Here is a 26,729-nt window from a genome sequence, read left to right on the forward strand (position 1 = left end):
GGGTCCTTCCCTCCCCCCGAGGAGAGGGGATACGTTGCGCCTCACCCTCGGGGAGAGGTCGGAACCGCGCAGCGGTTCCGGGTGAGGGGGTGGCACCGGCCCCTCAGCACGTGCTGTCGCCCGTTCACCAGCCCATGCCAGGAGGCACGCCCATGAAGTCGAACGAGGATATCCGCCGCCGCCTGGGCCTGCGCCCGGTGATCAACGTCTCCGGCACCATGACCTCGCTGGGCGCCTCGATCGTGGTGCCTGAGGCGGTGCAGGCCGTGGCCGAGGTGCTGCCGCAATTCGTCGAGATCACCGACCTGCAGCGCAAGGCCAGCGCCCGGATCGCCAAGTCCTGCGCCGCCGAGGCCGGCTTCGTCACCGCCTCGGCCTCGGCCGGGATCAGCCTGGCCGTGGCCGGCACCATGACCGGCGACGACCTGCTGGCGATCGAGCGGCTGCCCGACACCACGGGCCTGCCGAAGACCGAGGTGCTGCTGCAGGTCGGCCACATGGTCAGCTACGGCGCCCCGGTCGACCAGGCGGTGCGGCTGGCCGGCGCCAGGGTGGTGCCGGTCGGCACCGCCACCTCGGCCGCGGGCTACCAGCTGGACGGGGCCATTACCGAGCACACCGCCGCGGCGCTCTACGTGGTCTCGCACCATGTCGTGCAGTACGGCCAGATCCCGCTCGAGGAGTTCGCCGCGATCTGCCGGGCCAAGGGCGTGCCGGTGATCGTCGACGCCGCCTCGGAATACGACCTGACCGGCTTCCTGGCCAAGGGCGCGGATCTCGTCATCTACAGTTCGCACAAGTTCCTGGGTGGGCCGACTGCCGGCATCGTCGCCGGCCGCGAGGACCTGGTGCGCGCCGCCTTCCTGCAGAATCGGGGCATCGGCCGCGGCATGAAGGTCGGCAAGGAGGGCGTGGTCGGCACCATCGCCGCGCTCGACGCCTGGGAGACGCGCGACCACGCCGCGGCGCGGGCGCGCGAGGACGGGCACCTGAAGCTGTGGCACGAGGGCCTGGCCGGGCTGCCCGGCATCACCGCGGTGATCGAGCCGGACCCGACCGACAACCCGCTCGACCGCCTCAAGGTGACGGTCGACCCGGCCAAGGCCGGCCTGGCCGCCTGGGACGTGGCCGACCGGCTGGCCGCCGGCGACCCGCCGGTGATCGTCCGCGACCACGAGGTCGAGCACGGCTACTTCTATCTCGACCCCTGCAACCAGCATGACGGCGAGGCACAGCTGGTGCTGGAACGGCTGCTGGCGGTGCTGCGCGGCGCCGCCGGCGACCCGCCGCAGGGCGACGCCCGTGAGCGCCTCCTGGCCCGCGGGCGGAAGGGGCTGGAATCGCTGCTGCGCTTCCCGCGGTGATCGCTGCGTAGGTTGGGGTAGGAGCCGTATCTCTAAACCGGGTCCTCCAGGCTGAACTGGCCGCTCTCGCCGTCATAGGCGAAGAGCTCGGCGTAGCGGCCCCAGGAGACCGCCGCCCGCAGCGTTTCCTCGGCCCGGTCCTCGGACATGAAATCCTCCAGCTCCTCGCTGAAGCGCAGCCGGGGCGCGCGGTGGCTCGGCCGCTCGTCCAGCACCCGCCGGATCAAGGCGGCGATCGGCACATGCGCCAGGAGATGCGCCGCGAACAGCCGCTTGCGGTGGTCGACGTCGGATTCGGCGAACAGCCGCCCGTGCTCGGTCAGGTGGATGTCGCCGTCGGCCAGGTCGGCGAAGCGCAGCAGCTGCAGCGTCTCGGCGATCGGGAACAGCTCGTCCGCCTCCATCTGCAGCGTCGCCGCCAGGTCCGGCAGGTCGGCCCGGCCGTTATAGGGCGGCGCGGCCAGCGCCTCCATCAGGCCCGACATCAGGTTGGTCGAGACATGCGGCAACTCCATGCCGATGCCGGTGCCGGGGAACCCCGCCTTGGGCCCGGCCTTCTCCGCCGGCCCGCGATTGGTCATCCGGGCATAGATGTCGTCGACCATCCGCCGGAACTCCGGGTCCAGGCGGTTGCGCGGATGCGGCAGGTCGATCCGGATCTCCGCCGCCACCCGGCCGGGGTTGGAGGAGAAGATCAGGACCCGGTCGCACATCAGGATCGCCTCCTCGATGTTGTGCGTCACCATCAGGATCGACTTGATCGGCAGCCGGCCCTCCATCCAAAGGTCGATCAGGTCGGTGCGCAGCGTCTCCGCCGTCAGCACGTCGAGCGCCGAGAACGGCTCATCCATCAGCATCAGCCGGGGATGCACCACCAGGGCGCGGGCGAAGCCGACGCGCTGGCGCATGCCGCCCGACAGCTCCTTCGGATAGGCGCTCTCGAAGCCGTCCAGGCCGATCAGGTCGATCGCCTCCAGCGCCCGGCGCCGCCGCTCCGCCGCCGGGATGCCCTGGGCCTCCAGCCCGATCTCGACGTTCTGCAGCACGGTCAGCCAGGGGAACAGGGCGAAGCTCTGGAACACCATCGACAGGCCCTCGGACGGGCCGGCGACCGGGCGGCCGCACCAGCTGACCCGGCCGGCGCTGGGCGGCACCAGCCCGGCGATGATCCGCAGCAGCGAGGACTTGCCGGAGCCGGAGCGGCCCAGCAGCCCGACGATCTCGCCCTCGCGGATGCTCATCGACACATCGTCGAGCACCAGCAGGTCGTTGTCGCCTTTGTGATAGGCCTGCCGGACGCCGGCGATGTCGATCAGGACAGGGTTGTTACTCGCGACCTTGGCGGCGGGGGTGTGGGCAATGGTCTGGTACATGGTCGTGGCCCTCAGTCGAGGCGCAGCCGGCGGGCGGCGAAGGTGAAGAGCGGCCGCCACAGCAGCCGGTTGAACAGGGTGACGAAGACCGACATCACGGCGATGCCGAGGACGATGCGCGGATAGTCTCCGGCACTGGTGGCCTGGGCGATGTAGGCGCCGAGGCCGTGCGCGGTCAGGGTGGTGTCGCCCCAGCTCGCCACCTCGGCGACGATGCTGGCGTTCCAGGACCCGCCGCTGGCGGTGATCGCCCCGGTGACGTAGTAGGGGAAGATCCCGGGCAGGATCACCTTGCGCCACCAGTTCCAGCCGCCGATGCGGAAGCTGGCCGCCGCCTCCTTGAGGTCGGTCGGGAAGGCGCTGGCGCCGGCGATGACGTTGAACAGGATGTACCACTGGGTGCCCAGCACCATCAGCGGGGCCAGCCAGATGTCGGGGTCGAGTCCCAGCCGCACGATCGCCACCACCGCGAAGGGGAAGGCGATGTTGGCCGGGAAGGCGGCCAGGAACTGGGCCAGCGGCTGCACCCGCTCGGCGACGCGGGGGCGCAGCCCGACCCAGACGCCGATCGGCACCCAGACCAGCGTCGCCAGCGCAATCAGCACCACCACCCGGATCAGGGTGAAGCTGCCGAGCACCAGCACCTCTCCGGCATCGCCCCAGCTCAACTCGGTGGCGACGAAGCCGACGATCTGCCACAGGGCATAGGCGATGGCGGCCAGCAGCAGGGCGATGAAGCCCCAATCGGCCCAGCGGCTGGACCAGATGCGGGCCACCATGCCGTCATCGATGGTCCCGGCCGGGATGAAGGCGAAGCGCCGGCGCGACACGGTGCGGGTCATGAAACCGATCGGCGACAGGGCCAGCTGGAACAGCCGGGTGCGCTGCACCAGGGTCAGCAGCCAGGAATGCGGGCGGGTGGCGCCGGCAGACTGCTCGAAGCGGAACTTCTCGGCCCAGGCCACCAGCGGCCGGAACAGCAGCTGGTCATAGGCCAGGATCACCGCGCCCATCACCAGCACCGCCCAGCCGACGGCGGCCAGGTCGCGCTGGTCGATCGCCTGGGCGACATAGGAGCCGACGCCGGGCAGGGTGATGGTGGTGTCGCCGACCGAGATCGCCTCCGACGCCACCACGAAGAACCAGCCGCCCGACATCGACATCATGGTGTTCCACACCAGGCCGGGCATGGCGAAGGGCACTTCCAGCCGCCAGAAGCGCTGCCAGGACGACAGGCGGAAGCTGCGGCTGGCCTCGTCCAGGTCGCGCGGCACGGTCTTCAGCGACTGGTAGAAGCTGAAGGTCATGTTCCAGGCCTGGGAGGTGAAGATGGCGAACACCGCGGCGCATTCGACGCCCAGCACCTGGCCCGGGAACAGGGCCATGAAGCCGACCACGGTGAAGGACAGGAAGCCCAGCACCGGCACCGATTGCAGGATGTCGAGCAGCGGGATCAGCACCATCTCCGCCCGCCGGCTCTTGGCCGCGGCGGTGGCGTAGACGAAGGTGAAGACCAGCGAGGCGACGATCGCCGCCAGCATGCGCAGCGTGGTGCGCAGCGCATAGTCGGGCAGCGCCAGGGGATCGAGCGAGACCGGCGTCTGCTCGAGGCCAGCCAGCGGCGCCAGGGTGGCGCGGCCGCCATGGGCGACCAGCACGATGGCGCCGAAGACGAGGGCGAACGCCACCAGGTCCCAGAGATTGGGCAGATAGCGCGGACGCTCCGCCGCGAGGGCGGGATAGTGGAAAGTCATGATGTCCGTCCGGAAGGCAGGCAGTCGCAATCGCCGCGCGTCCAGGGGGACACGCGGTGCGGAACGGCCGGCGAAGTGCCGGCGTCAGCCCAGCCTTCGGTCGTTCCCCTCCAGGGAAAGGCGCCGATAGGACGGACGATGGTGGAAAGACTGGTGCTTCATGGGTTCACCTCGCACCGGCGCGGCCTGGCCGCGCGACGAGGTGAACCGGACCCCGAAGGTCAGGCTCGCAGCGTCGGCGCCGGCAAAGTCGCGCTAGGTCGACTGGGCGTGCTCATCGGAGCGGCGGGTCCTTGGTTGCGTCGGGCACTTGTCCCGACAGGGCCGATATCGCGCCGCGAGGCGAAGCGGTCAAGCCGTATTCCGGTCCTGTACGATTTGTAAGGAAAAGGTCATGCCCGGGCGGCCGGCGCGACCTCCAGCCGCTTCAGGAAGCGCAGCAGCGCGGCCTCGCCGCGGCGGCCGTCCGGATCGTCGCCGGGCGGCCAGCGCAGGGTCGCCGCCAGGTTGCCGTCGAGGAAGGCGCCGACCAGGCCGGGATGGACGTAGCAGGCGCGGCACACCGCCGGCGTGTTGCCCAGCTGCACCGCCACCTGCTCGATGCAGCGCACCACCGCAACCTTGGTCGGCGGCGCCTCAGGATCCGCCTCCGCGGCCAGGATCTGCGCGGCCAGCAGCGTGCCGGCCCAGGTGCGGAAATCCTTGGCGGTGAAGTCCTGGCCGGAGATCTCGCGCAGATACTCGTTCACCTCCTCCGACCCGACCGAATGCCGCTCGCCCTCGTCGTCGACATATTGGAACAGCCGGTGGCCCGGCAGGTCCTGGCAGGACCGGACGATGCGGGCGATGCGGCGGTCGCGGAAGGCGGTGCGGTGCAGCCGGCCGCTCTTGGCCTTGAACTCGAACCGCACGGCGCCGCCCTCGACATCGACATGGCGCTTGCGCAGGGTGGTCAGGCCGAAGCTCTTGTTCGCCCTGGCGTATTCGTCGTTGCCGATGCGGATCAGCGTCGCCTCCAGCAGGCGCAGGATCGCGGCCAGCACCTTGGTCCGGGTCAGGCCGCGCTCGGCGAGATCGGCGTCGACCCGCTTGCGGATGCGGGGCAGGGCGCGGCCGAAGGCGAGCATGCGGTTGTACTTCGTCTCCGCCCGCGCCTCCTTCCAGCGCGGATGGTAGCGGTACTGCTTGCGGCCGCGCTGGTCGCGCCCGCTGGCCTGCAGATGGCCGCGCGGGTTCAGGCAGATCCAGACATCGGTATAGGCCGGCGGGATCGCCAGTTTCCGGATCCGGGCCAGCGTCTCCCGGTCGCGCACCGGGCTGCCGTCCGGCATGCGGTAGGCGAAGCCGGTGCCGGACCGGCGCCGGCTTATGCCGGGTTCGGTGTCGGAGACATAGCGCAGCCCGCTCGCCCGCGCCTCGTCGGGTGGGGAAGGGGTTGCGGTGTCGGCCATTCTGGAAACGCGGGTCCTGGTCGGGGAACGGCGCTTGGACCAACGGCGCCGCCGCCGCTATGGTTCCGGTCCCGACTGCAACCGTGCCGACGCCTGTGACCGATCCCATCCGTATTCTTGTCGACGCCGATGCCTGCCCGGTGAAGGCCGAGATCTACCGCGTCGCCGAGCGCTACGGGTTGACCGTCTTCGTCGTCACCAATGGCGGGGTGCTGGTGCCGCGCGACCCCCGGATCCAACTGGTGATCGTCAGCGACGGCTTCGACGCCGCCGACGACTGGATCGCCGAGCGCGCCGGGCCGTCCGACATCGTGGTCACCGCCGACATCCCGCTGGCCGACCGCTGCCTGAAGGCCGGCGCCACGGTGATCGGCAACACCGGGCGGCCCTTCACCAAGGAATCGATCGGCATGGCGCTGGCAAGCCGGGCGCTGATGGCCGATCTGCGCGCCATGGGCACCGTCAGCGGCGGCAACAAGCCGATGGTGGCCAAGGACAAGTCCACCTTCCTGTCGGCGCTCGACGCCGCCGTGGTGCGGCTGCGCCGCAACCCGCCGTCCCGGCCGGCCTGAGGGGCTTACGGGGCGAACTGCCCGTGCGGCGACACGATCCTATCCCGCGGCACGCCCGCCTGCAGCAGCCCCTCGCCGATCTGGCGCTCGGACGGGAAGCTGGAGATCACCACCTTGCGGCCACTGCGCAGCACGTCCTCGGGCGCGATCACGGCGTGGCGGCCGACACTGTGGCCGTGCTTCTGCGCGTCGCGGTCGGTGATCGCCAGGATCCGGGCATGGCTCTCCAGCGAGGTGCGCTCCAGCATGGTCGAGGTGTGCAGCCCGGCGCCCCAGACATAGACCTCCTCGCCCGGCCGGATGCCGGCCTGCAGCCGCTCCTCGACCACGCCCCAGCGCCGTTTCTCGACATCGCCATAGGCCCGGCAGAAGGCGCGGTTCTTGGCGAAGCCGCCGACCAGTGGCCGGTCGGGCTGCGGCGCCTGCTTGCGGGCCAGGACGGTGATCACGGGGTAGGGGTAGTGCTCGACCGTGACCGGCGCCTGCAGGATGCCGAAGCCGGTGCGGGCCAGCAGGTTGTCGAGCGAGGTCTCGTCGAAATAGTTGACGTGCTCCATCATGAACAGGCCGGGCGGGTTGACCTCCGGCGCGGCCAGGCACGGCACCTCGAGCAGCAGCAGCCCGCCCTCGGCCAGGGCCGCGTGCACCCGCCGCAGCGTCGCCGCCGGGTCGTAGATGTGCTCCAGCACATGCGAGAAGGTGATCAGGTCCTGACCGGCGCGATGCGGCAGGGCCTCCTCGTCGCCGCCGAGATCGACCTCGATGCCGTTGCGCTCGCGCGCCTGCTCGACCGCCTTGGGCGACAGGTCGCAGCCGGCCACGGTCCAGCCCAGCTTGCGGAAATGCCAGAGCATCGAGCCGCTGGAGGCGCCGACATCGTACATCCGGCCGGGCCGCACGCCATCGGCCTGGATCATGGCGATCATCCGCCGGGCGGTGTCGATCAGCGGCGGCTCGCCGCCGCCGAAGGCGGTGTAGTTGGAAAAGGTCTGGTACTGGCGCAGCATGGTCTCGGGCGAGACCGCGGGGTCCTGCAGCGTCAGGCCGCAATCGGAGCAGCAGCGCAGGGCGTAGGTGACCCGGCCGAGGCCGCAGACATCCATCGCCGTCTCGAACACCGTCTCGCCCTCGGTCGAGCCGCAGACGAAACAGGCGCGGCGGATGGTCGAATTCTGCATCAAATTCCCCCCGGAAACCCTCGACGCGCCCGGAGATATCCGGAGATTCCCGGAAACGCTCAGAAACAGGAGGGCAGGATAGGCGGCCGATCCTGATCTGTCACGCCCCGGCGGCAGCCGGGCCCAGGGGTTTGGAGGTTTGGAGGATGGTGCCGGATGCAGGGGTCGAACCCGCGACCTTCGGTTTACAAAACCGCTGCTCTACCGACTGAGCTAATCCGGCGCCGGCCCATTCCCTAACGAGTCCCGCCGCCGCTGTCCAGCGGGGAGGCGGCCGCCGCGCGACACGCTGGTCGGGCTGGGTCCCTCGGCTCTATCATTCCCGGAGCGGGTCTGGCTGCGGGGCCGGCGATGTGGGGTATCGGTTCGACCGCGCCCGGCGTCCTGAGCGCATTGGCTGGGCGGAGCGCCAATGACAACAACGCGCCCGGGACGATGTGGCCCGGGCCGGCCGGGTCATGGGCGTGGCGCCTGATGCTGGCGTTGGAGGATGCGCTTGAACGGATCCGCCAGCGCCGGGCCCTGGCCGGTCTGTCGGAGCCGGATCTGAAGGATCTCGGCTGGACCCGCGGCGACGTGCTGGCCGAGCTGTCGAAGCCGTTCTGGCGCTGAATGGCCGGCCACCCGAAGCCGTCAGGCGTAGGGTGGCGGAGGGACCGGGATTCGAACCCGGGCACGGAATTTCTCCCGTGGACGGTTTAGCAAACCGTTGCCTTCAGCCACTCGGCCACCCCTCCGTCGAACGGCAGCGCCGCTCGGTCCGGGTTCTTAAGGGGGCTTCGAGGCCTTGTCAATGACGGCTCGCGCCGCATCCCGGCCCGCTCCGCTGCCCGGCCGTGATCGGCCCGTGGCGCGACCGCCTCAGGGTGTGGCAAATCGGCATCCGGCCATGGCCCCGTCACCGGATTTTCTTGATCGCGCCTGCGCTCCTCTATAGTGCTGGAAAGACTACGGGGCAGGAAAATGATGGGTGCTTCGGCCGAATGTCTGCCGTCACGGTGCGAGAGAGACCGACGCCGAAGCCGCCCGAACCGCCGGACCAAGCCTGCCGAAAGCGAAGCTGAATGAAGCCAGTCACGCCGCTGCTCGACACCATCCATACCCCCACAGACCTCCGACTCCTGCCGGCTTCCGACGTGAAGCAGGTCGCCGACGAGCTCAGGGCCGAGACCATCGACGCCGTCTCGACCACCGGCGGCCATCTCGGCGCCGGACTTGGAGTGGTCGAACTCACCGTCGCCATCCACCGCGTGTTCGACACGCCGCGCGACAAGCTGATCTGGGATGTCGGCCACCAGGCCTATCCGCACAAGATCCTGACCGGGCGGCGCGATCGCATCCGCACCCTGCGCCAGGGCGGCGGCCTGTCCGGCTTCACCAAGCGGTCGGAGAGCGAGTACGACCCGTTCGGCGCGGCACACAGCTCGACCTCGATCTCGGCTGGCCTCGGCATGGCCGTCGCGCGCGACCTGAAGGGCGAGGACTTCCGAGTCGTCGCGGTGATCGGCGACGGCGCGATGAGCGCCGGCATGGCCTATGAGGCGATGAACAACGCCGGCGCGCTGAAGAGCCGCCTGGTCGTCATCCTCAACGACAACGACATGTCGATCGCCCCGCCGGTCGGCGCCATGAGCGCCTATCTGTCGCGGCTGATCTCCTCGCGCTCCTACCGCTCGCTGCGGCACCTGATGCGCGACGTCACCGCGGTGTTCCCGAAGCCGGTGGCGCGTGCCGCCAAGCGGGCCGAGGAATATGCCCGCGGCTTCGTCACCGGCGGCACCATGTTCGAGGAGCTGGGCTTCTACTATGTCGGCCCGATCGATGGGCACAATCTCGACCACCTGCTGCCGGTGCTCGAGAATGTCCGCGACGCCGATGACGGCCCGGTGCTGATCCATGTCGTCACCCAGAAGGGCAAGGGCTACGGCCCGGCCGAGGCGGCGCCGGACAAGTATCACGGCGTCACTCGCTTCGACGTCATCACCGGCGCCCAGTCCAAGCCGAAGAGCAACGCGCCGAGCTACACCGGCGTCTTCGCCCAGGCGCTGATCCAGGAGGCGGAGGCGGATGAGCGCATCGTCGCCGTCACCGCCGCCATGCCGTCCGGCACCGGCCTGGACAAGTTCGCCCAGCGCTTCCCGAAGCGCAGCTTCGATGTCGGCATCGCCGAGCAGCATGCGGTGACCTTCGCCGCCGGCATGGCGACCGAGGGCTTCAAGCCGTTCTGCGCGATCTACTCGACCTTCCTGCAGCGCGCCTACGACCAGGTGGTGCACGACGTGGCGATCCAGCACCTGCCGGTGCGCTTCGCCATCGATCGCGCCGGGCTGGTCGGCGCCGACGGCGCCACCCATGCCGGCGCCTTCGACATCCCCTATCTCGGCTGCCTGCCCGGCATGGTGCTGATGGCCGCGGCCGACGAGGCCGAGCTGGTGCACATGGTGGCGACCGCCGCCGCGCTGGACGACCGGCCCTCGGCCTTCCGCTATCCGCGCGGCGACGGCGTCGGCGTCGAGCTGCCGGCCCGCGGCAAGCCGCTGCCGCTCGGCAGGGGCCGCGTGCTGCGCGAGGGCACGACCATCGCGCTGCTCAGCTACGGCACCCGGCTGCAGGAATGCCTGGCGGCGGCCGAGGCTCTGGGCGGGATGGGCCTGTCGACCACCGTCGCCGACGCCCGCTTCGCCAAGCCGCTTGACACCGAATTGGTCGGCCAGCTGGCCCGCCACCACGCCGTGCTGATCACGGTGGAGGAGGGGGCCGAGGGCGGCTTCGGCAGCATCGTGCTGCATCACCTGGCCCGCGCCGGCCTCTTGGACCACGGGCTGAAGATGCGGCCGATGACGCTGCCGGACCGGTTCCAGGACCACGAGAAGCCGGAGCTGCAATATGCCGAGGCGGCGCTGTCGGCGCAGGACATCGTCGCCACCGCCGCCGCGGCGCTGGGCCTCGATGCCCCGGCCACGAGCGTGATCCGGGCCTGACGGCTTCCATTCGGACCGAAACGGCCGTCCCGATCCGTCGGGGCGGCCGTTTTCCTTTGTGCGGGGCCGATTTCCCGTGCGGCGGGGGCGCCGCATCGGCGAAGATGGCCGTCGAATCGATCCTGTGGGGACGGGAAGGGGGACACGATGAGGCTGCGGCACGCCATCCTGGGGGTGGCTGCGATCACGGCGCTGGGCGCCTGCGTTCCGGCATCCGGGGAGACCAAGCCGCCTGCGGCTGCTCCGGCCGCTGCGGCGCCGGCGGCAGCGGTCACCGGGATCGAGGCGTTCCGCGGCTCCTGGGTCGGTGCCAGCCAGGGCGAGGGCGACACCCGCCGTGCCGCGGCGCTGGTGATCGACGCCTCGGCCGATGGCGGCCTGTTCCTGCGCTGGCGCAGCGCCGAGGGGCCGCGCGACGGCGCCGCCAATGACGACCAGCTCAAGATGCGCGAGAACACCGCAATCTTCGCGCCCGGCAAGACGCCGAATGTCTGGACCGCCAAGCTGGACAGCGGCGCCCAGGCCAAGGCGCGGCTGGAGGGATCGGTGCTGACCACCGAGCTGACAGCGAAGTCCGGCGGCCAGACCGAGTTGCAGACCTATCGCCGTACCTTGACCGCCCCGGGCAAGCTGTCGCTGCACTACACCCGGACGATGAACGGCAAGGTCGAGACCACGATCGACGCGGATTTCGTCAAGCTGCCGTAGACGAAGGGCAGGGTTCGCACCCTTGCGTTGCCTCTCCCGCCTGGCGGGAGAGGCCGGGCTCGCGCAGCGAGACCGGGTGAGGGTTGGTCCCCGCCTCGACAAACTCCCCTCACCCGGAGCCGCTTCGCGTCTCCGACCTCTCCCGCAAACGGGAGAGGCAACGTTGATTTGCCTTCGATCCCGTTTGGCCTCACCCTGTCGTCGGTCTGGAATAGGTTGACCATGACGACCGACCCGCCGCCGACGTCGAAGCTCGAAGGCCTTGCCGACAAATCCGCTGAGGATCGCCGCCGTGCCTTCATGGCGATGCTCGGGGAAGCCGAACAGGAGGGTGACCGCGACGGGACGGTGACGTTGGACGAACTCCTGGCGGAGCTGGATCAGGTCATTGCCGAGGCCAGGCGACACCGACCCGGCTGACGGACTGGTTCGCCGCGCCTCCCGGCTCAGGCCGGGGGCCTTGCGATGACGCTTTCCAGCTCGGTCCGCACGGATCCAATGCGCTCACCCCGTCTTCCTTCCGATCGGCTCCACCCGATAGTCGTTCGGGTCGATGCCGTGGCGGGTGAGCTTGTCGTAGAAGGTCTTGCGCGGCAGGCCGAGGGCTTCGATGGTGGCCCGCACGTCGCCGCGATGCGCCGCCAGCGCCTCGCGCAGCAGGGCGGCCTCGTAGCGCTCGACCCGTTCCGGCAGGCTGGCCTGCGCCTCCGCCGGGGCCGGGGCGTCAAACCCGCCGAGGCCGAGCGCGACCCGGTCGGCGAAATGCGCCAGCTCCCGCACATTGCCCGGCCAGTCATGGTCCAGCAGGTGCCGCCGCACGGGGTCGCCGAGCGGCGGCGGGTCGCGGCGGAAGCGCTCGGCGGCGCGGGCCAGGAAATGGGCGAACAAGAGCGGGATGTCGGCCCGGCGCTCGCGCAGCGGCGGGATGCGCAGCGTCACCACGTTGAGCCGGTAGTACAGGTCGGCCCGGAACTTCCCCTCCTGCGACGCCGCGGCGAGGTCAGTCTTGGTCGCAGCGACCACGCGCAGGTCCAGCGGTCGGCGCTCATTGGTGCCGAGCGGCGCCACCGCTCGCTCCTCCAGCACCCGCAGCAGCTTCACCTGCAGCGCCGCCGGCATGCTCTCGACCTCGTCCAGGAACAAGGTGCCGCCATCGGCATGCTCGATCCGGCCGATGCGGCGCTTCTGCGCCCCGGTGAAGGCGCCGGCCTCATGGCCGAACAGTTCGCTCTCGATCACGCTCTCCGGCAGCGCGCCGCAGTTCAGGGCCACCAGCGGCTTCGACCGCCGCCGGCTCCAGCGGTGCAGCGCCTCGGCCACCACCTCCTTGCCCGACCCGGTCTCGCCCAGCACCAGCACGTCGACATCGGCGTCGGCGACGTTGCGCACGGCGTCGCGCAACCGCTCCATCTCCGGCGTGTCGCCGAGGAAGGCAAGGTCGTCGGCCTCTTCGAGCTGCGCCTTCAGCCGCCGGTTCTCGATCACCAGCCGCCGCTTCTCCACCGCCCGGCGGACGCTGTCGACCAGCCGCTCGGCCGGGTAGGGCTTGGCCAGGAAGTCATAGGCGCCGTCCCGCATGGCGCCGACCGCCATGGCGATGTCGCCATGGCCGGTGATCAGGATCACCGGCAGGTCGGGGTCGAGCTCGCGGAGCTGGCCGAACAGCGCCAGGCCGTCGGTCTCCGGCATGCGGATGTCGGTGACCACGGCGCCCGGGAAGTCGCGGTCGACCGCCGCCAGTGCGGCGCGGGCGGAGGCCAGCGCCGTGACCTCGAAGCCGGCCAGCTCCAGGCTTTGCACATTGGCGTGCCGGATCTCGGCCTCGTCGTCGACGAAGACCACTTGCCCCGCTTTCATGCAGCCCGTCTCCCGGGCGCCCTCATTGCGCCCGTCTCAGCGTCACGGTGAAGACGGCGCCGCCGCCATCCCGGTTGGTGGCGGTGATGCTGCCGCCGAACTCCCGCGCGATGTCCTGGCAGATCACCAGGCCGAGGCCGAGCCCGGCCGGCTTCGAGGTGGCGAAGGGGATGAACAGCGCCTTCATCGTATCGGGGTCGAGGCCCTTGCCGGTGTCGGACACCGCGATCCTAACCTCCTCGGTCCTGGCGTCCACCGCGATGCGGATCTCGGCAGCAGGCCGGCCGTCGACGGCGTCGAGTGCGTTCTGCAGCAGATTGACCAGGATCTGCTCCAACCGCACCCGCTCCGCCACCACCCGGACATCGCCCGGCGGCAGGTCCTGCACAAGCCGGACCGACTGGCGGCGGATGCGCGGGCGGGTCAGGATCAAGGCACCTTCGACCGCATCGGCGCAGGAGGTCGCCTCGACCCGGCCGGTCGCCTTGCGCGAGAAGGCGCGCAGATGCTGGGTGATGGTGCCGACCCGGTCGGTCAGCCCGGCGATGGTCGACAGGTTCTCGCGCACCGCCGCCGGCTTTTCCCGTTCCAGGAACACCGAGGCGTTGTCGGCATAGGCGCGGATTGCCGCCACCGGCTGGTTGATCTCATGCGCCACGCTGGCTGCGACCTGGCCCAGAATGGCCAGGCGGTTGGCCTGGGTCAGCTCCTCCTGCAACTGCTGCCGGCGCTGCTCGCCGCGGCGCCGCTCCTCCATCTCCTCGGTCAGGCGCTGGTTGGCGTCGTTCAGGGCCCGGGTGCGCTCGGCGACGCGGCGCTCCAACTCCGCCTGCGCCGCCGCCTGCCGCGCCGTGTTGGTCAGGGCGCGGTTGCGGCGATAGAGCAGGGCGGCTGCGGCCGCCAGGGCCAGCAGCGTCACCAGCCCGGCGATCAGCCGCGTGTCCATCATGGCGCGGCCGACGGCGGGCGAGGTCGGCGCCAGCAGGTGCAGGGTCCAGCCGGTGGTCGGCACCGGGGCGGCGAGGGCGAGGAAGCGCCCGGTCATCCGCGCGCCCGGCAGGGTCGCGGTCACCGCCTCGGGCCGGGGCGAGGCCGTGTCGGGCGCGATCGGCAGCGGGTCGAGCGGGGCGCCGCCGTATTGCAGGCTCTCGCGCACCGCCGCGCGCTCTTCCTCCGGCAGCGGGCCGAAGCTGCGGAAGCGCCATTCCGGCACGTCGGTCAGCAGCACCACATTGCGCTCGTCGGTGACGAAGGCGGTCTCGGCGAAGCGGCCCCAGGCCTCCTCCATCTCGTCGAACTCGACCTTGACCACGATCACGCCGAGCAGGCCGTTCGGGCCGTCGATCCGGCGCGACAGGTACGAGCCCGGCTTGCGGCTCATCGTGCCCATGGCGAAGAACTCGGCCTCGCCGGTCTCGACCGCCCGCTGGTAATAGCCGCGGAACGCGTAGTGCTGGCCGACGAAGCTGATCGGCTCGCGCCAGTTGCTGGCCGCGATCGCGGTGCCGCCGCGGTCCAAGAGATAGATCACCGCCGCCCGCGTGCCCCGGCTCAGCGCCTCGAACTTGGCGTTGATCCCGTCCAGCCGCTGGCGATCGTTGGCGGCGGTCAGCGCGGCGCGGACATCCGGGTCCTGCGCCAGGACGAAGGGCAGGGAGCGCTGCTTCTCCAGCTCGCTGCGCAGCATCGCGACGTGCAGCCCGAGCGCCGCCTCGGCCGAACGCGCGATCTCGTCCAGCGCCCGGTCGCGCCCGACCGGCCCGGCCAGCCAGACCACGGCGGCGAACAGGGCGATGCCGATCGCGGCGAAAACCGCCCAGCTGCGCCATCGGTGCGGCGCGGCCGGCGGTGCGGCAGGCCGGGCCGGGGCTGCGGCGGTCAGGGGACGGTCGACGGCGGTCATGCCGGCGAGTCTAGCACCGCGAGGCCGGAATGACTGCGGCGAAGGGATGTGCGGATCTCCGCCTGGTCCAATCAGGGCCTGTGCGGGATTCCGCACGCATCGGCCCGAGGTGAGCGCCGGACGTCCGGGAATGGCTCTTACCAATCAAGAAGATAGGGGAATGGCGCGAATCCAGCCTTGGCTGGCACGGCGATTGCACCCTTCCGGGCAGCCGTCCGCAAGAAGGGGCATCCCCGGGGCGGCAGGAAACCCCATGCCGGCGTCGCCGCGGTCATCGCGGTCCGCGCCCCGAGGAGTGTGTGCCATGGCCACTGCCGACGCCGCCCCGCGTCCCATCCCCTTCTACCGCCATCTCTACGTCCAGGTGCTGATCGCCGTCGCGATCGGCATCCTGCTCGGCCATTTCTACCCGGACCTAGGCGCATCGCTGAAGCCGCTCGGCGACGCCTTCATCAAGCTGGTGAAGATGATCATCGCGCCGGTGATCTTCCTGACCGTGGTCACCGGCATCGCCGGCATGCACGACCTGGAGAAGGTCGGGCGGGTCGGCGCCAAGGCGATGATCTATTTCCTGGTCTTCTCCACCCTGGCGCTGGTCGTGGGCCTGGTGATCGCCAACCTGGTGCAGCCGGGCGCCGGCCTGCACATCGACCCGGCGACGCTCGATGCGAAGGTGGTGGAGAAATATGCGACCCAGGCGCACGAGCAATCGATCGTCGGGTTCCTGACCAACATCATCCCGACCACGATGCTCAGCCCCTTCACCGGCGGCGACATCCTGCAGGTGCTGTTCGTCTCAGTGCTGTTCGGCGTCGGCCTCGCCATGACCGGCGAGAAGGGCGCGCCGGTGCTGAACATGCTGAAGTCGGTGTCGGGCGCGGTGTTCAAGGTCGTCGCCATCCTGATGAAGGTGGCGCCGATCGGCGCCTTCGGCGCCATGGCCTTCACCATCGGCAAGTTCGGCATCGGCTCGATCGCCAACCTGGCCTTCCTGGTCGGCACCTTCTACGCCACGGCGCTGGTCTTCGTGCTGGTCGTGCTGGGCGCCGTTGCCCGGTACAACGGCTTCTCGATCATCGCCCTGATCCGCTACATCAAGGCCGAGCTGCTGCTGGTGCTCGGCACCAGCTCGTCGGAGGCCGCACTGCCGGCGGTGATGGAGAAGATGGAGCGGGCGGGCTGCGCCAAGCCGGTGGTCGGGCTGGTGATCCCGACCGGCTACTCCTTCAACCTCGACGGCACCAACATCTACATGACCATGGCGGCGCTGTTCATCGCCCAGGCGACGGACACGCATCTCTCGCTCGGCGACGAGATCCTGCTGCTGCTGGTGGCGATGCTCAGCTCCAAGGGCGCGGCCGGCGTCACCGGCTCGGGCTTCATCACCCTGGCGGCGACGCTGTCGGTGGTGCCGACGGTGCCGGTCGCCGGCATGGCGCTGATCCTCGGCGTCGATCGCTTCATGTCGGAATGCCGGGCGCTGACCAACTTCATCGGCAACGCCGTCGCCGCCGTCGTGGTCGCCCGCTGGGAAGGCGCGCTCGACGAGAACCGGCTGCGGGCCGCCTTGGCTGGCGACCCCCTGCCGGCGCCGGAAGAGGCCACGGCGCCCGCGCCGGCGGAGTGAGGCAATGGGGCGGACGGCGAGATCATTGCCGCCCGCCCCGCCGGCCGCGGCCTCAGGCGGCTTCCTCGACCTCGTCGATCGTGTCGGCAACAGTGTTCTCCGCGGCCTCGGCCAGGGCCCGGACCCGCGCCTCGGTCGGCTCGATCCCGTGCTCTTCCAGATAGAACTTCGCCGTTGCGAGGCTGGACGCGGGAAGGTCGGGCGCGACGTCCTCGGCCGCGCGGTTCACCACGGCCAGGAAGTCGATGGTCTCCTCGAAGGTGACCTTGCCGTCGGCGTGGGCCGCCTCGATGAAGCCACGGATCTCGCGCTCCTGCTTGCGCGACAGGCCGCTATATTCATGGCCGTCGAGGCCGCCGAGCACGATCCGGAGCTGGTTGTCGGCCGATTCCGCATCCGTGGCGGCGGTGTCGAGCATGCAGAAATAGCTCGCCTTGAGCATGATGGCCCGCACCCGGTCCCGACGGGTGTCCTCGTCGAGTTCCGGGGTCAGCGACAGCTCTGTGTCGGTGCTCAGGATCCGCGCATACCGGGCGAGATCCGCCCGCAGCTTCGCCTGGTCGAGCGGCTGGTCGGATTCGATGTCGACGGTCTCGATGATGTCTTCGATGGAAGTATGCTGCGCACCGGCCATGGGCTCGGCCTCCTTCGTTTGGGATGGACAGGTAAGGCGAGTATTGCCCGCACATCTCCTTGGCGGCGCATGACGATGGCGGATGAAGACATGTGCGAGGGGTATGGCCGCCGGCGGCAGGCCGGTCCGTCGTGTAGGACCCGTCACAGCGAGGGATATCCAGCGTGATTCCGCGAAATGCCACGGCCCTGGTCCTGGCCGCGACGGCCATGCTGGCCGCGGTGGTGCCGCTTCGGGCGGCCGATGAGAGCCCAGCCGCGAAGCCGGTCAAGGAAGTCGCCGACCGGCGCCTGCCGGTGACCACGCCGGCCGGCAGCGGCGAGCTGGCGCTCTATCTCTCGCGCGACTGGTCGCGGCCGCTTCCGGGCGTCACCCGGGCGGTGATCGTGATCCACGGCCGGCTGCGCAACGCCGACGTCTACCGCGCCTCGGCTGAGAAGGCCCTCGCGGCAGCGGGGGAGGCGGACCAGCCCACGATCCTGGTGGTGCCGCAGTTCCTCTCAGAGACCGATGCGGAGACCCATCATCTGCCGGCCGGCACGCTGCGCTGGGGCACCACCGGCTGGGAGGGCGGCGGCGACGCCAGGGGCCCGGCCCCCATCAGCGCCTTCGCCGGGCTCGACGCGATCCTGGCGAAGCTGGCCGACCGCGCGCTGTTCCCCGACCTGACGACGATCGTGGTGGCCGGCCATTCCGGCGGCGGCCAGGTGGTGCAGCGCTACGCCATCCTCGGCCAGGGCGAGGCGGCGCCGATCGCGGCCGGCGTCGCCGTCCGCTACGTCGTCGCCAACCCATCCTCCTACGCTTATTTCAGCCCCGACCGGCCGGACGGGGAGGGCGGCTTCGCCCCCTTCGCTGGCGCCGCGTCCTGCCCGAAATTCGACCGCTGGAAATACGGCATGGCCGATCTGCCGTCGTATGCCGGGGCGGCGACTCCGGCGGCGGTGGAGCAGGCCTATCTCGGCCGCGACGTGACCTATCTGCTCGGCACCGCCGACACCGACCCGAACCACCCGGCGCTGGACAAGAGCTGCATGGCCGAGGCGCAAGGGCCCTACCGCCTCGCCCGCGGCGAGGCCTATATCCGATATCTGCGCGGCCGCCATCCGGACGGGTTCCGGCAGCGGCTGCTGCTGGTCCAGGGCGTCGGCCATGACGGCGACCGCATGCTGACCTCGGCCTGCGGCCTGGCCGCGCTGTTCGACCGGCCGGGCTGCGTGCCCTCGATCCCGTGACGTCCGGGCCGGGGCGGCGTGGCACCGCCCCGGCATCCGGTCACTCGTGCACCGTGTACTTGCCGGTCTGGCAGAGGTCGACGCCGTTGTTCTCTGCCGTCCTTCCGTCCTCGAACACCGTCTTCAGATCGTAGGTGCAGGTGCGCCGGCCGTCGCCGATGGTCACCGTCACCTCGTTGCCGGCGGGCAGGTACTTGCCATCCAGCAGATTGTCCTCCCAATCGTCGACATCGACCGGCGACACGTAGAATTCCGTGGCGCTGACCGAGGTGGCGTTGGTGAGGGTGAATTCCAGATCGTCGGCCGCCATCGCCGGGGTGGCCGCGGCCAGGCCGCCAAACGCGGCCAGGGCGAACAATGCCCATCTCGAATAGTGCATGATCAATCCTTCGACTATCGCATCTCCGCAAACCGGAGATGAGCATCGATGATATAGCGGATTACTCTTAAATGTGCAGGATTTTGGGTGCCCTGGACCGACGCTTGCCGCGCCGGAATCGCGGAGCGCCGGCACGGCCGGCGACGCGACGCCGTGTCGTTCGACCGGCCTGATCGTATTATCTTGATTGGCAAATGTTATTCAATAAATTCCTTAAAATACAAATGTTTACCGCTCGATCCTCACATGTGATGGTGCCCATGCAGGCGCCAATCATGGAGGCACGACATGACCGAGAGCCATGGGACGACTGTCGCTGACAATTGGGATTATCTCGAAATCCACGGGACCGACGGCGACGACCACCTCGTCGTGCCCGCCAACGACTACTGGAACTATGTCGAGGCCTATACCGGGTCGGATCTGATCGAGGTCGATGCCGGGAATACGGGACACGTCGTCATCTGGCTCGATGATGGAGGAGACACGATCCATGGCGGGCCCGGCGCGGAGCGGATGTCCATCACGAGCGAGACCAAGATCGAGAACGTCGAATTTCACGGGGGAGCCGGGGATGACCTGGTTTCCTTTTTGGGCCCCGGCCCTGGCCTGGGAGAAGGTAATTTTCTGGATGGCGGCGCAGGGAAGGACAGCTTCTACGGCGATGGTCGTGGCGTTTTCGTGCATCTCGAAAACGGGACCGCACTTGTCGGACTCGAAAACGAGCTGGGCGTATTTTACGAGATGCCGATACTCAACTTTGAAGACGCAACAGGTGGTCTTGGGCACGACATACTTGTTGGGAAAGAGGGGGGAAATTTACTCTCCGGCAGTTGGGGCGATGATCTCCTGTCCGGTCATGGCGGCACGGATCGCTTGGAAGGGGGCCCGGGTGACGACATCCTGGTCGGCGGGCATGGCGCCGACGGCCTCGAAAGCAACGAGGGGGCCGACATCATCCGGATCGACCGGCTGGTCGAAAGCCTGCCGGGCCAGGAAGACACCATCATCGACTTCACGTTCCGCGACGCGATCGACCTCTCGCGCATCGACGCCGATCTCACGACGGCGGGTGACCAGGCCTTCGCCTTCGTCGGCACCGCTGATTTCAGCGGGTCGGCCGGTGAACTGCGCTACGAGGTGCAAGGAGAAGACCTTCTGGTCTCGGCGGATGCCGACAGCGACAGCGTCGCCGATCTCGCCGTCAAGGTCCGGGACCTCGCGCAGCTGGCGGCGTCGGACTTCATCCTCTGACCGTCGTACCCCGGCTCGTCCTACTGATGATTTCATTCCTGGAGGCGTGGCATGGCCAACTATCAAGGAACCGTCGGTGACGATCACATCATCGTGCCGGCCAATGATGATTTTGATTCTATCTATGCCAATACGGGATCGGATCTGATCGAGGTGGACCCCGCGCACACTGGTCGCTGCAGCATCTCGCTCCGCGACGGAGGAGACACGGTCTACGGCGGACCTGGAGTGGACTACCTGAGCTGGTACGAAGACTCGCCGATCGAGAATACGCAATTCTACGGGGGCGCCGGCAACGATATCGTCTTTTTGAACGATAGCGCCGAGATCGGCGACAACATCGTCCTGGATGGTGGCGCCGGCCGGGATTCATTCTGGCTCCATGGCCGAGGCATCTTTGCGGATCTGGGGAAGGGAACGGCGCTGATCGGGCGCGACGGCGAGCCGGGCGTGTTTCACGAGCTGTCGCTTCTCAATTTCGATTGGGTCGATGGCACCGGGGAACACGACATCCTGGTCGGATCTGACCGGGGGAATGCCTTCCGGGGCTTTCTCGGCAACGATCTCCTCTCCGGCCGCGGCGGCACGGATCACCTGGAAGGCGGCTGGGGCGACGACATCCTGGTCGGCGGGCGCGGCGCCGACGGCCTGCAGAGCGACAGGGGCGCCGACATCATCCGGGTCGACCGGCTGGTGGAGAGCCTGCCGGGCGAGGAGGACACCATCCTCGATTTCAGCATCAGCGACACGATCGACCTCTCGCGCATCGACGCCGATCTCACGACGGCGGGTGAGCAGGCCTTCGCCTTCATCGGTACCGCTGATTTCAGCGGGTCGGCCGGTGAACTGCGCACCGAGGTCGTGGGGAACGACCTCCGGCTCCTGGCAGATGCCGACGGCGACCAAGTCGCCGACTTCGCCGTCACGGTGACGGGGGTGACCGGGATGGCGAAGGACGACTTCATCCTGTGACCGGTCCCCGGCCGGCCGCGGGAACCCCTCGGCACCATGCAAGGAGGAGATGACATGACGGAGCTCCAGGGAGCTGCCAGCGTTTGGGACTATCTCGAGATCTACGGGACCGACGGCGACGACCATCTCGTCGTGCCGGCCAGCGATGGTTGGATCCATGTCGAGGCGTATGCGGGAGCGGATCTGATCGAGGTGGATCCGGGGAACACGGGGCATGTCAGGATCCAGCTCGATGACGGCGGAGACGCGATCCGCGGCGGGCCCGGCTCGGAGGAGGTGAGCCTGTGGGATGCCGCCGGGATCGGGCATCTGACCTTCAGCGGAGGTGCCGGGGACGACCACGTGTCCCTCGGCATCTACGCCCAGGGCGCGGGCAGTGTGCTGGATGGCGGCGACGGCAAGGACGGCCTCTCCTTCTTCGGCCGGGGCGTCTTCGTCCATCTCGGCAACGGGACCGCGCTGATCGGGCTCAAGGACCAGCCGGGCATGTTCCTCGAAACGCCCGTGCGGAACTTCGAGGATGCCAACGGCACCGGCGGGCACGACATCCTGGTCGGGACGGACGGCGGCAATCTCCTGCGGGGCTCGAGCGGCGACGACCTGCTGTCCGGCAGCGGCGGCACCGACCGGCTGGAGGGCAGCATCGGCGACGACGTCCTGGTCGGCGGGCTCGGCGCCGACGGGCTGTCCAGCGGCCCGGGCGCCGACATCATCCGGATCGACCGGCTGACCGAGAGCCTGCCGGGGCAGGAGGACACCATCCTCGACCTCACGTCCCGCGACCGGATCGACCTGTCGCGCATCGACGCAGACCTCACCGCGCCAGGCGACCAGGCCTTCGCCTTCATCGGCACCGCGGCCTTCAGCGGCGTGGCCGGCGAGTTGCGTTATGAGGCCGTCGGCGAGGACCTCCTGGTCTCTGCGGATGCCGATGGCGACGGCGTCGCCGATCTCGCCGTGACGATCCGGGACCTGACGCAGCTGGCGGCGGCGGACTTCATCCTCTGACCTCCCGCCGCCGGGCGCCGCAGGAGTCGCGGACCACCAGCTCGGTCGGCAGGGCGATGCGGCGCTGCTCGACCGTCTCGCCCTTGAGCAGGCGGATCAGCAACTGCGCCGCCTGGCGGCCCTGCTCGACGCCCGGGTTGCGCACCGTGGTCAGGGCCGGGCGCAGCAGCGCGGCGAAGGGCAGGTCGTCGAAGCCGACGATGGCGATGTCGTCCGGCACCGACAGACCGGCATCGGTCAGCGCCGCCAGGGCGCCTAGCGCGATGGTGTCGTTGCCGGCCAGCACCGCGGTCGGCCTCGGTCCGGCGCGGTCCAGCAGCTCGCGCATCGCCCAGTGGCCGCTCTCGGCGCTGAAGGCGCCATAGGCGACCAGCCGGTCATCCGGCTCGATGCCGTGGGCGCGCAGCGATTCGCGGTAGGAGTTCAGCCGCGCATCGGTGGCGACGAAGCCCGGCGGCGAAAAGCCGATATGGGCGATCGCCCGGTGCCCCAGCCCGACCAGATGGTCCATCGAGCGGCGGATGGCGCGGCGGGTGGAGAAGTTGCAGGCGTGCTCGCGCGGGTGGCGGACCGAGCCGAGCAGCACCAGCGGGAAGCCCTGGTCGATCAGCGCATGGATCTGCGGCGCGTCGGTCGGCGGGTTCAGCACGATCAGCCCGTCGATCCGGCGGCCCTCGACCAGATCGGCATAGGCATGCGGGCCGGCGCCGGGCTCGACCCCTTCCAGCAGGATGCGATAGCCGCTCTCGCTCGTCGCCTGGCTGATGCCGTACAGCAGCTGCGGCACGAAGCCGTCGACCGCCAGCACCTGCGGGTCGGTCACGACCAGACCGATGGTCTCGGTGTCGCCGCGCACCAGCATCCGCGCCGCCGAGTTCGGCCGATAGCCCAGCGCCGCCGCCGCGTCCAGCACGCGCTGCCGCGTCTCGGCGCTGATCACCACCGCGTCGGAGCGATTCAGCACCATCGAGACGGTGGCGCGCGACACCCCGGCCCGGCGGGCGACATCATGGCTGGTGACCCTGCGTCGTTCCATGTCTTCCGCTTCACGGGGCGTCCGGCCGTCCGGAGCGCCTCGCCCCCTGTGCCATGCCGGTCGGCGCTTGACAAGCCGGCCGGATCTGGTTTGACTATAGCTAACACGTGTTAGTAACGATAGTGACACGTGTCACCCCGCAGACAGAAGCCCCGCTTCCAAGAGATGCCGGGGCTCGATCCGGGGAGGATGGTCGAGGATGGTGGCAGCGGAGTTGAGCAGGCCGGCGGCCGCCGGGGGGTGGCTGCAACGCCGCCCGAAGCTGCGGGCGGCGCTGCAGCGCAACGTGACCGGCTGGCTGTTCATCCTGCCGGCGCTGATCGGCTTCGGCATCTTCTACCTGTACCCGACGCTGCGGGCGGTCGAGATCAGCCTGACCGACTGGAACCTGATGCGGGCGCCGAAATTCATCGGCTTCGACAACTATGTGAAGCTGGCCCAAGACCCGCGCTTCTGGCAGTCGGCCCGCATCACCATCGCCTATGTGCTGTACAACATCCCGCTGCAGACCGTGCTCGGCCTTGCCCTGGCGGTGATGATGGACCGGCTCAGCAAATCGGTGGCGCTGCGGGCGGTGGTGATCGCGCCCTATCTCCTGTCCAACGTCATCGCCGCGCTGATCTGGCTTTGGCTGCTCGACCCGCTGCTGGGCATGACCAACGCCTTCCTCGGGCTGATCGGTGTGCCGCGCCAATCCTTCCTGGCGACGTCCGACCTCGCCATCATGTCGATCGCCGGGATCAACATCTGGCGCCATGTCGGCCTGACCGCCCTCCTGTTCTATGCCGGGCTGCAGGCGATCCCGCGGTCGCTGTACGAGGCGGCGCGGCTGGAAGGGGCGGGGGAGTGGGTGGTGTTCCGCCGCATCACCCTGCCGCTCTTGCGCCCGGTGCTGGTGTTCGTGCTGGTGACCAGCGTGATCGGGTCGTTCCAGGTGTTCGACACCATCGCCGTCACCACCCAGGGCGGGCCGGCGAATTCGACCAGCGCGATCATCTGGTACGTCTACGAAAGCGCCTTCCGCTTCTCGAAGATGGGCTACGCCTCGGCGATGTCGGTGGCGCTGTTCGCGGTGCTGATCCTGATCACCATACTGCAGATGCGGGCGCTGCGCGCCGGCAGCTCGGATCTCGAGTGAGGCCGCCATGACCGCGACCGCCGTCCTGTCGCACGCCTCCTTCCCGCGCTTCTCCACCGGCCGCATCCTGGCCTGGGCGATGCTGGCCGGCTTCATCGTCTGCTCGCTGTTCCCGCTCTGGATCACGCTGAAGACGGCGCTGGTGCCGACCTCGACCCTGTTCGACCAGGCGACGCTCCTGGTGCCGGTCGAGGTGACCCTGGACAATTTCCGCCGCGTGCTGGGCCTGGCGCCGGTCAACCCCGCCACGCCGTCGACGCCGATCAACTTCGCCCTGGCGCTGCGCAACAGCCTGATCTTCACGCTGCTGACGGTGGGCGGGCAGATCTTTTTCTCGGCGCTGGCCGCCTATGCCTTCGCCCGGATCCGCTTCATCGGGTCGACGGTGATCTTCTACCTGTTCATCGCCGCCACCATGATCCCGGCGATCGTGCTGTTCATCCCCAACTTCGTGCTGATCCGCGAGTTGGGCTGGCTGAACACCTTCCAGGGCATGGTGGCGCCGACCCTGCTGATGTCGCCCTTCGCCGTGTTCTTCCTGCGCCAGTTCTTCCTGACCACCCCGCGCGAGTTGGAGGAGGCGGCGCGGATCGACGGCGCCACGCCGTTCCGCACCTTCTGGTCGGTGGTGCTGCCGGTGCACAAGAGCGCCATCGCCACCCTGGCGATCCTGCTGTCGATCAACGCCTGGAACGACTTCTTCTGGCCGTTCCTGGTCGGGCGCGACGCCGAGGTCCGGGTCGTCTCGGTGGCGCTGTCCGCCTTCAAGTCGCAGCAGCAGAGCGGCAACCCGGACTGGACCGGAATGACGGCCGCCACCGTGCTGTCGATCGTGCCGGTGATCGTGCTGCTCGTGCTGTTCGGCCGGCGCGTCGTCGAATCCCTGCAGTTCAGCGGGCTGAAATGACCCGCGGCGTCAACCAAGGAAACCGGAGGAGGCCTGAGATGCGCGTGAGTCTGTCGAGGATCTTGCAGTTGTCCACCCTGTCCCTGGTCGCGGCCGGCGGCGCCGCCCGGGCCGAGACCACGCTGAACTACTGGCTGTGGGACGCGCTGCAGGCGCCGCACTACCAGCAATGCGCCGACGCCTTCCACGCCAAGCATCTCGACATCACGGTCAAGGTGACGCAGTACGCCTGGACCGACTACTGGACCACGCTGTCGACCGGCTTCGTCTCGGGCGAGGCGCCGGATGTGTTCGCCGACCATCTGCGCTCCTACCCCGAATTCGTCGCCAACGAGCAGATCATGGATCTGACGCCGCTGGTCGAGCGCGACAAGGTCGACACCGGCATCTACAGCCTGGGGCTGGTCGACCTGTGGACCCGCGATGGCAAGCTCTACGGCATGCCGAAGGACTGGGACACGGTGGCCCTCGTCTACAACAAGGACATGCTGGACAAGGCCGGGGTGACGGTCGACGAGCTGCGCGCCGCCACCTGGAACCCGAAGGACGGCGGCAGCTTCGAGAAGATCCTGGCGCGGCTGTCGCTCGACGCCAGCGGCAAGCGCGGCGACGAGGCCGGCTTCGACCCGAAGCGCGTGGTGCAGTACGGGCTGATCGCCCCCAAGGTCGGGCCTGACGCCTACGGCCAGACGCAGTGGAGCTGGCTGGCCGTCTCCGCCGGCTTCAAGTTCATCGACGAGCCCTGGGGCACGAAGTATCACTACGACGACCCGACCCTGGCGGAGACCCTGACCTGGCTGCGCGACCTGTGGCTGAAGAAGGGCTACGCCCTGCCGCAGAAGGATGTCGGTGCCCTTGGCGGCACCGCGCTGCTCGGCGCCGGCAAGGGCGCGATCGTCCCCGACGGCTCGTGGAACGCGACCTGGTACGCCAGCAACGTGTCCTTCCCCCACGGCTTCGTGCCGCTGCCGAAGGGGCCGCAGGGCCGCAAGAGCATGTTCAACGGCCTCGGGGATTCGATCTGGACCGGCACCCAGCATCCGGACGAGGCCTGGGAATGGGTCAAGTTCCTGGGGTCGATGGAGTGCCAGGGCATCATCGGCAAGGCCGGCGTCGTGTTCCCGGCGATCCCGGACGCGGCCAAGATGGCGCAGGACGCCTTCGCCACCCGCGGCCAGGACGTCACCGCCTTCACCAGCGAGGCGACGCCGGACCAGACCTTCCTCTACCCGATCACCGACTACTCGCCGCAGGTCGTGTCGATCATGAACGTGGCCTTCGACCGGATCTTCCTCGAGGACGTGCCGGTCGCGCCGCTGCTGAAGGAAGCGAACGACCAGGTCAACGCGCTGTTCGAGTAGCGAGCTTTCTCAACCATCCGCCAACCGGGACCCGACC

General features: G+C 69.3%; 23 protein-coding genes and 2 tRNA genes. 14 read left to right on the top strand and 11 right to left on the bottom strand.

Annotated elements, in window-relative coordinates:
- Nucleotides 1-152 precede the first annotated feature (152 nt).
- Nucleotides 153-1,364, top strand: a complete 1,212-nt coding sequence (locus tag AAHM41_RS12400; RefSeq protein WP_342236851.1) for an aminotransferase class V-fold PLP-dependent enzyme — start codon at nucleotides 153-155, stop codon at nucleotides 1,362-1,364.
- 32 nt (nucleotides 1,365-1,396) lie between these two features.
- Here the strand turns inward: AAHM41_RS12400 and AAHM41_RS12405 are convergent, their stop codons facing one another.
- From AAHM41_RS12405 to AAHM41_RS12415, 3 genes are all read right to left on the bottom strand, one after another.
- Nucleotides 1,397-2,737 (bottom strand): ABC transporter ATP-binding protein, encoded by a 1,341-nt coding sequence (locus tag AAHM41_RS12405; protein ID WP_342236852.1) that lies wholly within the window; start codon nucleotides 2,735-2,737, stop codon nucleotides 1,397-1,399.
- Between the two features lie 11 nt (nucleotides 2,738-2,748).
- Nucleotides 2,749-4,491, bottom strand: coding sequence for an ABC transporter permease (locus AAHM41_RS12410; protein ID WP_342236853.1), 1,743 nt, complete (start codon nucleotides 4,489-4,491; stop codon nucleotides 2,749-2,751).
- A gap of 392 nt (nucleotides 4,492-4,883) precedes the next feature.
- Nucleotides 4,884-5,942, bottom strand: coding sequence for a DNA topoisomerase IB (locus AAHM41_RS12415; protein ID WP_342236854.1), 1,059 nt, complete (start codon nucleotides 5,940-5,942; stop codon nucleotides 4,884-4,886).
- Nucleotides 5,943-6,049: 107 nt separating this feature from the next.
- On the opposite strand from AAHM41_RS12415, the gene AAHM41_RS12420 reads away from it, so the two are divergent.
- A complete protein-coding gene (locus AAHM41_RS12420; RefSeq protein ID WP_342236895.1) occupies nucleotides 6,050-6,514 on the top strand; it encodes a YaiI/YqxD family protein in 465 nt (154 codons plus the stop codon).
- 5 nt (nucleotides 6,515-6,519) lie between these two features.
- Here AAHM41_RS12420 and AAHM41_RS12425 read toward each other — a convergent pair whose 3' ends face one another.
- Together AAHM41_RS12425 and AAHM41_RS12430 are read right to left on the bottom strand one after the other, a co-directional pair.
- The gene (locus AAHM41_RS12425) at nucleotides 6,520-7,692 is read right to left on the bottom strand and encodes a class I SAM-dependent methyltransferase (protein WP_342236855.1); all 1,173 of its coding nucleotides are present in this window, start codon (nucleotides 7,690-7,692) and stop codon (nucleotides 6,520-6,522) included.
- 147 nt (nucleotides 7,693-7,839) lie between these two features.
- A tRNA-Thr gene (locus AAHM41_RS12430) sits at nucleotides 7,840-7,915 on the bottom strand.
- Nucleotides 7,916-8,043: 128 nt separating this feature from the next.
- Here AAHM41_RS12430 and AAHM41_RS12435 point away from each other — a divergent pair.
- Nucleotides 8,044-8,304 (top strand): DUF1127 domain-containing protein, encoded by a 261-nt coding sequence (locus tag AAHM41_RS12435; RefSeq protein ID WP_342236856.1) that lies wholly within the window; start codon nucleotides 8,044-8,046, stop codon nucleotides 8,302-8,304.
- Between the two features lie 33 nt (nucleotides 8,305-8,337).
- On the opposite strand, the gene AAHM41_RS12440 is transcribed toward AAHM41_RS12435, so the two are convergent.
- Nucleotides 8,338-8,429, bottom strand: a tRNA-Ser gene (locus AAHM41_RS12440).
- 327 nt (nucleotides 8,430-8,756) lie between these two features.
- Between AAHM41_RS12440 and dxs the strand changes: the two genes are divergently transcribed.
- The 3 genes from dxs to AAHM41_RS12455 all read left to right on the top strand — a co-directional run bounded on the left by dxs (nucleotide 8,757) and on the right by AAHM41_RS12455 (nucleotide 11,801).
- Nucleotides 8,757-10,673: a 1-deoxy-D-xylulose-5-phosphate synthase gene (gene dxs / locus AAHM41_RS12445; RefSeq protein ID WP_342236857.1), complete on the top strand. Its 1,917-nt coding sequence runs from the start codon at nucleotides 8,757-8,759 to the stop codon at nucleotides 10,671-10,673.
- A gap of 147 nt (nucleotides 10,674-10,820) precedes the next feature.
- On the top strand, nucleotides 10,821-11,381 hold the full coding sequence (locus AAHM41_RS12450; RefSeq protein WP_342236858.1) for a hypothetical protein: 561 nt from the start codon (nucleotides 10,821-10,823) through the stop codon (nucleotides 11,379-11,381).
- Between the two features lie 222 nt (nucleotides 11,382-11,603).
- On the top strand, nucleotides 11,604-11,801 hold the full coding sequence (locus AAHM41_RS12455; protein ID WP_342236859.1) for a hypothetical protein: 198 nt from the start codon (nucleotides 11,604-11,606) through the stop codon (nucleotides 11,799-11,801).
- An 84-nt stretch (nucleotides 11,802-11,885) separates the two neighbouring features.
- On the opposite strand, the gene AAHM41_RS12460 is transcribed toward AAHM41_RS12455, so the two are convergent.
- The gene (locus AAHM41_RS12460) at nucleotides 11,886-13,238 is read right to left on the bottom strand and encodes a sigma-54-dependent transcriptional regulator (RefSeq protein ID WP_342236860.1); all 1,353 of its coding nucleotides are present in this window, start codon (nucleotides 13,236-13,238) and stop codon (nucleotides 11,886-11,888) included.
- A gap of 22 nt (nucleotides 13,239-13,260) precedes the next feature.
- Nucleotides 13,261-15,141: an ATP-binding protein gene (locus AAHM41_RS12465; protein ID WP_342236861.1), complete on the bottom strand. Its 1,881-nt coding sequence runs from the start codon at nucleotides 15,139-15,141 to the stop codon at nucleotides 13,261-13,263.
- Nucleotides 15,142-15,445: 304 nt separating this feature from the next.
- On the opposite strand from AAHM41_RS12465, the gene AAHM41_RS12470 reads away from it, so the two are divergent.
- The gene (locus AAHM41_RS12470) at nucleotides 15,446-16,768 is read left to right on the top strand and encodes a dicarboxylate/amino acid:cation symporter (protein ID WP_342236862.1); all 1,323 of its coding nucleotides are present in this window, start codon (nucleotides 15,446-15,448) and stop codon (nucleotides 16,766-16,768) included.
- 52 nt (nucleotides 16,769-16,820) lie between these two features.
- Here the strand turns inward: AAHM41_RS12470 and AAHM41_RS12475 are convergent, their stop codons facing one another.
- A complete protein-coding gene (locus tag AAHM41_RS12475; RefSeq protein ID WP_342236863.1) occupies nucleotides 16,821-17,402 on the bottom strand; it encodes a hypothetical protein in 582 nt (193 codons plus the stop codon).
- Between the two features lie 164 nt (nucleotides 17,403-17,566).
- Between AAHM41_RS12475 and AAHM41_RS12480 the strand changes: the two genes are divergently transcribed.
- Nucleotides 17,567-18,637: a hypothetical protein gene (locus AAHM41_RS12480; protein WP_342236864.1), complete on the top strand. Its 1,071-nt coding sequence runs from the start codon at nucleotides 17,567-17,569 to the stop codon at nucleotides 18,635-18,637.
- Between the two features lie 40 nt (nucleotides 18,638-18,677).
- Here AAHM41_RS12480 and AAHM41_RS12485 read toward each other — a convergent pair whose 3' ends face one another.
- Nucleotides 18,678-19,016, bottom strand: coding sequence for a hypothetical protein (locus AAHM41_RS12485; RefSeq protein ID WP_342236865.1), 339 nt, complete (start codon nucleotides 19,014-19,016; stop codon nucleotides 18,678-18,680).
- Between the two features lie 288 nt (nucleotides 19,017-19,304).
- On the opposite strand from AAHM41_RS12485, the gene AAHM41_RS12490 reads away from it, so the two are divergent.
- From AAHM41_RS12490 to AAHM41_RS12500, 3 genes are read left to right on the top strand one after another with little or no spacing between them, the layout of a single operon-like run.
- Entirely contained in the window at nucleotides 19,305-20,270 is a 966-nt protein-coding gene (locus AAHM41_RS12490; RefSeq protein ID WP_342236866.1) for a calcium-binding protein, read from the top strand.
- Nucleotides 20,271-20,321: 51 nt separating this feature from the next.
- Nucleotides 20,322-21,242 carry a calcium-binding protein gene (locus AAHM41_RS12495; protein WP_342236867.1) on the top strand — a complete coding sequence of 307 codons (921 nt, stop codon included), beginning with the start codon at nucleotides 20,322-20,324 and terminating at the stop codon, nucleotides 21,240-21,242.
- Nucleotides 21,243-21,296: 54 nt separating this feature from the next.
- Entirely contained in the window at nucleotides 21,297-22,250 is a 954-nt protein-coding gene (locus tag AAHM41_RS12500) for a calcium-binding protein (protein WP_342236868.1), read from the top strand.
- On the opposite strand, the gene AAHM41_RS12505 is transcribed toward AAHM41_RS12500, so the two are convergent.
- Nucleotides 22,240-23,286: a LacI family DNA-binding transcriptional regulator gene (locus tag AAHM41_RS12505; protein ID WP_342236869.1), complete on the bottom strand. Its 1,047-nt coding sequence runs from the start codon at nucleotides 23,284-23,286 to the stop codon at nucleotides 22,240-22,242. The genes AAHM41_RS12500 and AAHM41_RS12505 overlap by 11 nt on opposite strands.
- Before the next feature lie 199 nt (nucleotides 23,287-23,485).
- On the opposite strand from AAHM41_RS12505, the gene AAHM41_RS12510 reads away from it, so the two are divergent.
- The 3 genes from AAHM41_RS12510 (at nucleotide 23,486) to AAHM41_RS12520 (ending at nucleotide 26,692) form a co-directional block, all read left to right on the top strand.
- Nucleotides 23,486-24,424 carry a carbohydrate ABC transporter permease gene (locus tag AAHM41_RS12510; RefSeq protein ID WP_342236870.1) on the top strand — a complete coding sequence of 313 codons (939 nt, stop codon included), beginning with the start codon at nucleotides 23,486-23,488 and terminating at the stop codon, nucleotides 24,422-24,424.
- 7 nt (nucleotides 24,425-24,431) lie between these two features.
- Complete coding sequence (locus AAHM41_RS12515; RefSeq protein WP_342236871.1) at nucleotides 24,432-25,331, top strand: carbohydrate ABC transporter permease; 900 nt, start codon at nucleotides 24,432-24,434, stop codon at nucleotides 25,329-25,331.
- Nucleotides 25,332-25,399: 68 nt separating this feature from the next.
- The gene (locus AAHM41_RS12520; protein WP_342236872.1) at nucleotides 25,400-26,692 is read left to right on the top strand and encodes an ABC transporter substrate-binding protein; all 1,293 of its coding nucleotides are present in this window, start codon (nucleotides 25,400-25,402) and stop codon (nucleotides 26,690-26,692) included.
- Nucleotides 26,693-26,729 lie beyond the last annotated feature (37 nt).

Source organism: Inquilinus sp. OTU3971 (genome assembly GCF_038440215.1).